A 6,844-nucleotide genomic window follows, 5' to 3' on the forward strand; every position below is an offset into this window, starting at 1 on the left:
CTCGTCGACGCGAATGGAAATCGCCTTCTTTTTCGCTGGGATAACGAGGACGGCATCCGACCAGTCGATATCGATCGGCACCGCATCGGGATCATTGGCCACCGCCCTGGCGATATCCTCATCCGTCAGCGCATCGACGCGCGCCCAGTCAGTCTTGCCCTTCCTCGGGGAGTCCCTTGAAACGATCGTAATATTTTCGTCGCTCGTCGCGTCGGGCGCGCCGCGCCGAGATGATCCAGCAGAGTGTGCCGCGGATCGCGCAAGCGACCGCGACTTCCCGCTCCTGGACGTACCCAAAGATTTGATATCTGACTTCGCCATGACGATCCGATCGGCGGATGAAGATGTAGCCGTCTAGAATGCCGCGCACGTCCTCGAAGTCGATCTCGTGGTCGCGCAGATTGGTTTCGCGCTTTTTCGAATCCCATCCGAAGTCGCGAACGTCTGCGAACAGCCGTTGCACATCTTCCGTCATAGCAAATCGTCCCCGAATCCGGAGTTTCGATGCGGTGTTACCGCTCGAGGTTCGCTATGACGAGCTGGATCGCGCTTCGACGTACCTCAATATTGTAAGTGTATATACAACTGTAGTTCGGATGTCAATTCCTGCTGGTCGTAATTCCGGAGTACCCGCTGCGCGCATCCCGGAATGACGGGGGCTGTGAATAGCGGCGAGAATCCCAACAATTCTCGTATTTTACCCCGACCACCCTATATCCATGGTTGGCTGGCACCGGCCCCGCGACTCACCGCATATAAAAACCCCATGCGCTTCACGCCCCAATTTCTCGACGATCTGCGCGCCCGGCTTCCGGTTTCGGAAGTCGTGGGCCGGCGCGTGAAGTTGAAGCGGGCGGGAAGGGAGTGGAAGGGGCTGTCGCCGTTCCAGCAGGAGAAATCGCCGTCGTTCACGGTCAACGACCAGAAGGGATTTTATCACGACTTCTCCTCCGGCAAGCACGGCGACATCATCTCGTTCCTGATGGAGACCGAGGGCGTCGGTTTTACCGAGGCGGTCGAGCGGCTGGCGGCGATGGCAGGCCTCGCGCTGCCGGCCGTGACCCCGGATGCCGCGCGGCACGAGCAGCGCCGCAAGACGCTGTATGACGTGATGGAACTCGCCGCAAAATTCTTTGCCGACACGCTGGCCTCGCGCCATGGCGCCAGGGCGCGCGGCTATCTCGCCGACCGCGCGATTTCGCCGGCGGTGCAATTGCAGTTCCGCATCGGCTATGCGCCCGCCGAGCGCTTTGCGCTGAAGGAATTTTTGGGCGCGCAGGGCATTCCGGTCGAGGACATGGTGGAAGCCGGACTTTTGGTGTCGGGCGACGACATCCCGGTGCCGTGGGATCGTTTTCGCGATCGCGTGATGTTTCCGATCACCGACCTGCGCGGACGCGTGATCGCGTTCGGCGGCCGCGCGCTGGAGAAGGACGTTCCGGCAAAGTACATGAATTCGCCGGAAACCCCGCTGTTTCACAAGGGCGACAATCTCTACAACCTCGCCGCGGCACGCCTCGCCACCCATAACGGCGCGGCGCTGGTGGTGGTGGAAGGCTATGTCGACGTCATCGCCATGGTCGGCGCGGGCTTTCCCGCCAGCGTCGCCCCGCTCGGCACCGCGCTGACCGAAAACCAGCTGGTGCTGCTGTGGAAGATGGCGGACGAGCCGATCCTGTGCTTCGACGGCGACAAGGCCGGGCAGAAGGCGGCATGGCGCGCCGCCGACCTCGCGCTGCCGCTGCTGGCGCCGGGAAAAAGCCTGCGCTTCGCGCTGCTGCCGGAAGGCCAGGACCCCGACGATCTCGCGCGCTCCGGCGGACGCGGCGCGATCGAGGAAGTGATCGGGCAGGCGCGCGGCCTTGCCGACCTGATCTGGTCGCGCGAACTCGAGGGCGGTTCCTTCGCCACGCCCGAGCGGCGCGCCGCATTGGAAGCGCGGATCAGGGAACTGACCAACGGCATCCGCGACGAGGTAGTGCGGCGCTATTACCGCCAGGATCTGGCGGAGCGGCTGCAGCGCACCTTCGCGCCGGAAGGCGGGCGCGGCGGCTTCGGCCGGGGCAATTTTGCTGGCCGCGGCGCAGCCGGTTTCGGCGGCGAATCAGGCCGCCGCTTTGCGCCGCGAACCACCTTCACCCCCGGGCCGGCCGGCCGAATCGAGTCGCGCGGCCGGGGCCAGGCCTCGGCCGGCAGCCAGACCATCAACCGCGGCCCCTACCAGGCGGCCAGCCCGCAACTGGCGCTGAGCCCGATCATGCGCGGCCAGCGCAGCGCGATTTCCCGCCGCGAGGCGCTGATTCTGCAGTCCCTGATCAACCACCCCTGGCTGCTGCACGACCACCTGGAAGAGGTGGCGGCGCTGGAAATGGCCCATCCCGAGGCCAACAAGCTGCGCGCCGCCGTGATCGCCGCCTTCGCCGGCGACCACCACCAGAGCCCGGAGCCGGAAGAACAGGCCGACAAAATGCGCGCCGACCTCGCGGCTCGCGGATTTCTAGAGGTTCTTCAACGGGTTGAGCGGGCGATCACGACCCAGGCGGTATGGGGCGTGCAGCTCGGCGCCGCCCGCGAGGACGTTCTTTCCACCTGGCACCAGCTGGTCTCCTTGCATCGCCAATGGCACTCCTTACTTAGGGAATTGAAGGATGCCGAGCAGGCGCTCGGCGACGAGGCCAGCGAGGCCAATCTGGCGTGGCTGCGGGATATCAAGGCCCGGCTGGAGGAAGTGGACGGCACCGAGGCCCTGATTGAGGGTTTTGGGGAGTTATCGGGCCGGTCCCAGCGGAGCGTCTGACAAAAATGCTGCGGACGGCAGCCGCCGGAACCGCGAAAAGACTCGCCAAACCCATGGTTTGGCTGCAAAAACACGGCTGGCAAGGTTAATCGAAGCTTAACAGCCCGCGGGCTAAGAGTTCGTAACCGGCGAGAGATTTTATTTGGGGGTGGCGAGGTTCTGCGCCGCCCTTTCCGCGTCCGAGCATGATCCGGAAAAGTGGGCACCGGTTTTCCGAAAGGATCATGCTCGAAAAAGAACGAGCGTGTGATGACGTTTCGAAGAAACGTCATCGGACGCAAGCGACACCAATTCAATTCGGGAAGCGGCAACGCCCCGGCATGAGCGCGTTTGGAGAGCACTGAATGGCCACCAAGGCAAAGACGCTGCAGGCAAAAGACAAGGAAAAAGACGACAAGGCAGCGGACGCCCCCGAGAAGGATTCCCCGGACGCGCCGTCGCCGTTGCTCGATCTGTCCGATGCCGCCGTCAAGAAGATGATCAAGCAGGCCAAGAAGCGCGGCTTCGTGACCTTCGATCAGCTCAACGAAGTCCTGCCCTCCGACACCACGGCGCCGGAGCAGATCGAGGACATCATGTCGATGCTCTCGGACATGGGCATCAACGTGTCCGAGGCCGAGGATTCCGACTCTGACGAAGAGAAGCAGGAAGAGGCCGAGGACGAGACCGACAACGAACTGGTCGAGGTCACGCAGAAGGCCGTCACCGAGGTCAAGAAATCCGAGCCCGGCGAGCGCACCGACGATCCCGTCCGCATGTATCTGCGCGAGATGGGCACCGTCGAGCTGCTGTCGCGCGAGGGCGAAATCGCCATCGCCAAGCGCATCGAGGCCGGCCGCGAGGCGATGATCGCAGGGCTGTGCGAAAGCCCGCTGACCTTCCAGGCCATCATCATCTGGCGCGACGAACTCAACGAGGGCAAGATCTTCCTTCGCGACATCATCGATCTCGAAGCGACCTACGCCGGTCCCGACGCCAAGAACAACATGAACCCGCTGCTGGCGGCGCCTGTAGGCCCCGACGGCCAGCCGATCCCGGCCGGCGCCAACAATGGTGCGGCGATCGCGGCCAACGCGGCGCCGTCGCATGTCGCACCCCCCGCCGCCCCGCCGGCGCCGACCCCGTTCCGCGCCGCGGCCCCTGCCGCCGCAGCCGAAGGCGAAACCACGTCTGAAACGTCAGCCGAAGGCGACATGGACGACGACGAGTTCGAAAACCAGATGTCGCTCGCCGCCATCGAGGCCGAGCTGAAGCCGAAGGTGGTCGAGACCTTCGACAAGATTGCCGACAACTACAAGAAGCTGCGCCGCCTCCAGGAGCAGGACATCTCCAACCAGCTGCAGAACGAAACGCTGTCGCCGGCGCAGGAGCGCAAATACAAGAAGCTGAAGGACGAAATCATCGTCGAGGTGAAGTCGCTGCGGCTCAACCAGGCCCGTATCGATTCGCTGGTCGAGCAGCTCTACGACATCAACAAGAAGCTGGTCTCGTTCGAGGGCCGCCTGCTGCGCCTGGGCGACAGCCACGGCGTCGCGCGCGAGGATTTTCTGCGCAACTACCAGGGCTCGGAGCTCGATCCGCGCTGGCTCAACCGCGTCTCGAAACTCTCCGCCAAGGGCTGGAAGAATTTCGTCCATCACGAAAAGGACCGCATCAAGGAACTGCGCCACGAGATCCAGTCGCTGGCCGCACTCACCGGCCTCGAGATCGGCGAATTCCGCAAGATCGTGCATGGCGTGCAGAAGGGCGAGCGCGAGGCGCGCCAGGCCAAGAAGGAAATGGTCGAGGCCAATCTCCGCCTCGTGATCTCGATCGCCAAGAAATACACCAACCGCGGTTTGCAGTTCCTCGACCTGATCCAGGAAGGCAACATCGGCCTGATGAAGGCGGTCGACAAGTTCGAATACCGCCGCGGCTACAAGTTCTCGACCTATGCGACCTGGTGGATCCGGCAGGCGATCACGCGCTCGATCGCCGACCAGGCCCGCACCATCCGCATTCCCGTGCACATGATCGAGACCATCAACAAGATCGTGCGCACCTCCAGGCAGATGCTGAACGAGATCGGCCGCGAACCGACCCCGGAAGAGCTCGCCGAAAAGCTCGGCATGCCCTTGGAAAAGGTCCGCAAGGTCCTGAAGATCGCGAAAGAGCCGCTCTCCCTCGAAACCCCCGTCGGCGACGAAGAAGATTCGCATCTCGGCGATTTCATCGAGGACAAGAACGCGATCCTCCCCATCGATGCCGCGATCCAGTCCAACCTCCGCGAAACCACGACGCGGGTTTTGGCGTCGCTGACGCCGCGCGAAGAACGCGTGCTGCGCATGCGCTTCGGTATCGGCATGAATACCGACCACACGCTGGAAGAAGTCGGGCAGCAGTTCTCGGTGACGAGAGAGCGTATCAGGCAGATCGAGGCAAAGGCGCTGAGGAAGCTGAAGCATCCGAGCCGGAGCCGGAAGCTGCGGTCGTTCCTGGACAACTGATCCCGTGTCCCGGGCGCGGCGCAGCACGAAGTGGTGCGCTGCAGAACCGGGAACCAGTCTTCTCTTTCTCTATCGTCATTGCCAGGCTTGACCCGGCAATCCATCCTTGGAAAATGATGGATGCGCGGATTAAGCCGCGCATGACGGGGGAGCGGCGAATGCCGACCATCGCTTATTTCTACGGCATCGCCATCCGGATGTATTTTGTTCGATCACCCGCCGCCTCATTTCTTTGCGACCTATAGCGGCCATGAAGCCAACGTTTCGATTGAGACTGGAGAGGTCATCGAAGGCCATCTTCCGGCCAACGCTGCCCGTCTCGTGAAGCAGTGGGCACTGGCGCATCGCGGCGAACTGGAAGATAATTGGCGGCGAGCACGTAGCCGTTCGCCGCTCGTCAAAATTGCGGGTCTCGACGATGATTAAGGTTGCAAGTATCAAGTATCTCAGCGGGCATTGCCTGCGCGCGACGTTCAGCGATGGCATGGCTGGAGACTATGACTTCTCCGCTATTGTCGGCGAAGGCGGCCCAATGGCCGAACCCTTGCGCGATCCGGTCTTCTTCGCGCGTGTCTTTCTGGAAGATGGCGCGCTGACCTGGCCAAACGGTTTTGACGCCGCGCCCGGCTGGCTGCGCCGGGAGATCGAGGCAGCCGGAGCCTTGTCACGCGACGCCGCGGCTTAGATTTGGCCGGCGCCTGGCGGCGTTCCGGTATTGCTGCCGATCCTTCGAGACGGCCACTTCATAGCTTCCCCTGGATGAGGTACAACTTGCTGCGACACGACGGCCTTATGCCCGGAGCGTGCAGCGTGGGCGTCTCGCAGCAAGCCAGCAAGCGACTCGCCAATCCGACATAGTCGAGACTAGCGCCGTGCTCGCGCCGGGCTTCGCTGCGTCACCAGCCGCGGCGGCCCGCGCGGCGGCTCATCGTCCTTATGCCGCCTCCCCATCGCCATGATCGCCGTCCCCATCGCGGTCGAACCGAAGGTCACGACGAAACCGAACAGCAGCAGGCCGAGCGCGGAGCCGGGCGATGAGTCCGCGAGGATAAGGTCGCGCAACCCGCCCGGATTGAGCGCCAGCAGGCAGCCAACGAACAACGCCGCCACCGCCGTGCCCGCGGCAAGGTTGATCGCGAGTAGCCGGAACAGCGGCACGCGCAGGAAATTGAACCTGCGGGAGTGCGGCGTTCGATCGGGCGCTTGGTTCTTCGTCATCTTCGGTTCGCCTGCGTTCGCTCTCAAGCCCACTTTAGCAGCACTTCGCGGTCGTTCGAGGACCTGCAATGCATACGAGTGTTGCCAGGCTGAGTCCCCATCACCCTACGGCGCCACCAACTCCACCCTCCTGTTCAACGCCCGCCCAGCCTCGCTCCCGTTCGACCCCACCGGCGCCAGGTGCGCGACACCGGCGGTGCGAAGCCGCGGCGCGCCGATGCGGTAGTGCTTCACCAGTTCCTCGGCGATCGCCTCGGCGCGGCGGCGCGACAGATCGAGGTTGTAGGCATAGGGCCCCTGGCTGTCGGTGTGGCCGACGATGAAGACATTGAGCTGCGCCTCG

Annotated in this window: 7 protein-coding genes; 4 read left to right on the top strand and 3 right to left on the bottom strand. The window is 63.5% G+C overall.

Annotated elements, in window-relative coordinates; all coding sequences use genetic code 11:
* Positions 1–148: 148 nt before the first annotated feature.
* Positions 149–475 carry a BrnT family toxin gene (locus Q8N40_RS02550; protein ID WP_305710693.1) on the bottom strand — a complete coding sequence of 109 codons (327 nt, stop codon included), beginning with the start codon at positions 473–475 and terminating at the stop codon, positions 149–151.
* Positions 476–766: 291 nt separating this feature from the next.
* Here Q8N40_RS02550 and dnaG point away from each other — a divergent pair, with 291 nt between their 5' ends.
* The 4 genes from dnaG (at position 767) to Q8N40_RS02570 (ending at position 5,968) form a co-directional block, all read left to right on the top strand.
* Positions 767–2,797, top strand: coding sequence for a DNA primase (gene dnaG, locus Q8N40_RS02555; RefSeq protein WP_305710694.1), 2,031 nt, complete (start codon positions 767–769; stop codon positions 2,795–2,797).
* A gap of 344 nt (positions 2,798–3,141) precedes the next feature.
* On the top strand, positions 3,142–5,283 hold the full coding sequence (rpoD, locus tag Q8N40_RS02560; RefSeq protein WP_305710695.1) for an RNA polymerase sigma factor RpoD: 2,142 nt from the start codon (positions 3,142–3,144) through the stop codon (positions 5,281–5,283).
* 204 nt (positions 5,284–5,487) lie between these two features.
* Positions 5,488–5,709: a DUF4160 domain-containing protein gene (locus tag Q8N40_RS02565; RefSeq protein WP_305710696.1), complete on the top strand. Its 222-nt coding sequence runs from the start codon at positions 5,488–5,490 to the stop codon at positions 5,707–5,709.
* The gene (locus tag Q8N40_RS02570) at positions 5,702–5,968 is read left to right on the top strand and encodes a DUF2442 domain-containing protein (RefSeq protein ID WP_305710697.1); all 267 of its coding nucleotides are present in this window, start codon (positions 5,702–5,704) and stop codon (positions 5,966–5,968) included. The genes Q8N40_RS02565 and Q8N40_RS02570 overlap by 8 nt, the downstream gene beginning before the upstream one ends.
* A 179-nt stretch (positions 5,969–6,147) precedes the next feature.
* Here the strand turns inward: Q8N40_RS02570 and Q8N40_RS02575 are convergent, their stop codons facing one another.
* Together Q8N40_RS02575 and Q8N40_RS02580 are read right to left on the bottom strand one after the other, a co-directional pair.
* On the bottom strand, positions 6,148–6,501 hold the full coding sequence (locus Q8N40_RS02575; protein WP_305710698.1) for a hypothetical protein: 354 nt from the start codon (positions 6,499–6,501) through the stop codon (positions 6,148–6,150).
* A gap of 105 nt (positions 6,502–6,606) precedes the next feature.
* Positions 6,607–6,844 (bottom strand): OmpA family protein (locus tag Q8N40_RS02580; RefSeq protein WP_305710699.1); only part of this gene is annotated, 238 nt, incomplete at its 5' end.

The organism is Bradyrhizobium sp. (genome assembly GCF_030693485.1).
Taxonomy (GTDB): domain Bacteria; phylum Pseudomonadota; class Alphaproteobacteria; order Rhizobiales; family Xanthobacteraceae; genus Bradyrhizobium.